This is a genomic window from Rhizobium giardinii bv. giardinii H152, assembly GCF_000379605.1.
Classification (GTDB): Bacteria; Pseudomonadota; Alphaproteobacteria; order Rhizobiales; family Rhizobiaceae; genus Pararhizobium; species Pararhizobium giardinii.
The window spans coordinates 1-2,536 of sequence record NZ_KB902717.1 but is presented as its reverse complement, the minus strand read 5'-3'; the positions used below and the strand labels follow the sequence as shown (position 1 = coordinate 2,536).

At 56.3% G+C, this 2,536-nt stretch carries 2 protein-coding genes; both read right to left on the bottom strand.

The features are described 5' to 3' along the window. Nucleotides 1-1,316, bottom strand: a 1,316-nt coding sequence (locus tag A3AY_RS0128420; protein ID WP_018329069.1) for a hydantoinase/oxoprolinase family protein, incomplete at its 3' end; no start/stop codon positions are given. Nucleotides 1,317-1,418: 102 nt separating this feature from the next. After that, complete coding sequence (locus tag A3AY_RS0128415) at nt 1,419-2,501, bottom strand: branched-chain amino acid ABC transporter permease (RefSeq protein ID WP_018329068.1); 1,083 nt, start codon at nt 2,499-2,501, stop codon at nt 1,419-1,421. Nucleotides 2,502-2,536 lie beyond the last annotated feature (35 nt).

Here is a 2,536-nt window from a genome sequence, read left to right as displayed (position 1 = left end):
ATGTCATGAATCGCCTTGATCATCACTTCCGAAGCCAGGCTCAGGATGCCGTACGCAGCTTCTTCGATGGATCGACCAATACGTGTCGCAACCGTTTCCACTGCTTTGCGGGCGGCTTCCTTGTCAAGCGTCATCCGACCACCAAGGAAGTAATCCGGGTTGAAATAGCCGAGTACGCAGGCTGCATCGGATACGGTCGGCTTCTGGCCACCACGTCCGTAGCAAGCCGGTCCCGGTACCGACCCAGCAGAATGAGGGCCGACGCGCAGGAGACCACCGTCATCGATCCAGGCGATGGAACCGCCGCCAGCGCCGACGGAGCGGATGTCGACGGAGGAAATGCCAAGGAGATGACCAGTCCATTCTCCACCCAACCAGGTATCACGGGAATAGACGAGCTGGTTCTCTCGGACGAGACCGACGTCGAAAGTCGTTCCGCCGGTGTCGCATACAATAATGTCGCCGCCGCAGTTCTCGATGGTGCTGAACGCACGCGATGCCACCGGTGCCATCGAGGGACCGGACTTCGCGAGCTGTATCGGTTTGCTGATGACGTCGGAAATCTGGTTGCAGCCACCAATTGAGGTCGAAACGAGCACATCCCCTTCGTAACCAGCTTCGCGCAGGTCACTGTTGAGGCGTCGGAGATGCTGCTGCATCAGGGGCTTCAGCGAGGCATCGATAGAAGTGGCCGAAGCACGACGATACTCACGGACAATTGGGATCAACTGGTGCGATAACGTATATGGTACACTTGGGAGGTGTTGCTCAATCAGTTCGCCGATGCGGCTTTCGTGTGCGGAGTTCGCTACGGACCAGATCAGACTCACAGCAACGGCCTCGTAACCTTCCGCCTTGAGCTGCTGTAGCACGGATACGACCTGAGCTTCATTGAGAGGACGGCTGACGGTACCTTCGGAACTCATCCGCTCGTCGATCTCAAAGGTCCGGCGGCGAGGAATGTACGGCTCCGGAAAATCCACGCTGAAGTCGTGGGGATTGCGCTTTCCGCCTTCCTTGAAGACCAGAACATCCGGAAAGCCATCCGTTGTCAGGAACGCGGTCTTTGCACCCTGACGGGTAACAATCGCGTTCGTGGCACGCGTGGTGCCGTAGATGAACAGCGACGTTTCCGAAAGCAGATCGGGCAGAGTTTTGCCGAGCTGCTCTGCTGCATTGGCAATGGAGTTGCTGACGCCTTCGAACGCTCGATCCGGGGTGGTCAGCGATTTACCGATGGTCAGATTGCCTTCCGGGTCTGATACGACCACGTCAGTAAAGGTACCTCCGGTATCGACCGAAATACGATATGTCATTGGGATTCTCCGTCAAATTCACGTGCGGCAGCGCCGCCAACAAAATGGCCCTTACGAAATATCGCCCTACAGCGATTGTCGCGTGCGATAGGTCAGAACTGATTAGTGTGCGGCAGTTGCCGTTTGACTGGCATTCGCTATTGATTTCTCCGGATGACGCTTACTACCGGTGAGGACGAAAAGTTCGCGTCCACCAGCGATACCACTGGGTCTGAAGATCAAGATCAACGCCATGATGATGCCGAGGCCGATCTCCTGGCTGCCGGGCGGCAGGGCAATTGAAGAGCTGCCAAGCGTAAAACCCCGTTCAAGAAAACGGAGAATTTCGACGATCACCGTCACAAAGACTACGCCGGATACCGCCCCGGTCAGGCTGCCTACTCCCCCGACGACGAGCATCGCCAAGGCGATAAATGTCAGGTTGAGGTAGAAGGCATCGATAGCCAGAATTCCAAGGAACTGGGCGTAAAGGCCGCCAGATACACCGGCTACAGCAGCGCTGAGTACGAAAGCAATTAGGCGAACCCGGACCACACGAACACCGGAAGCTTTGGCAGCAACCTCGTCGTCCCGGCAGGCTCGCAGCATGATGCCATAACGCGAGGTCTGAAACAGGTTGGCGACCAGAATTGCGAAAATTGCGCCACCCGTTGATCCCCAAGGGCCTACGACCGTCGGAATGCCGATGATCGAGCTGACACCGGCGGTGACGCTATCCCAATTGGCAAAGACGCTATTCACGATGATGAGGAAAGCGAAGGTCGCAATCGATGCCGCGATTCCGTTTAACCTCATGATGGCCAAGCCGAACAGGAGTGCAACGACAGCAGGGAGAAGAGCCGAACCGGTCATCGCCATCCAGAATGGATACTGGTTTTCCTGCAGGAACGTGGGAAGCCCCGACAGCATAATCTGTTTGAACATCGGTTCTGCAGTCGCCCAGCCGACCGCGTAAGCGCCTATGCAGGAGAACGCGACGTGACCGAACGACGTGATCCCTGAGTTGCCGATGAAGATGTAAAGGCCAACCACGAGCGTCATCCTGATCAGCATTTCTGTGACCGAGGTCGCAATGGCGTCATCGCCAACGAGCGTGGTGATAAGCGCGATTGCTGCGACGACCAACGACAGCACGATTGCTGACGAATGTTGGCCGATATACGAAATATTTGTTTGTCCCTTCATGGCTTAAACTCGCTCAATCATGTTTTTGGCTGGGA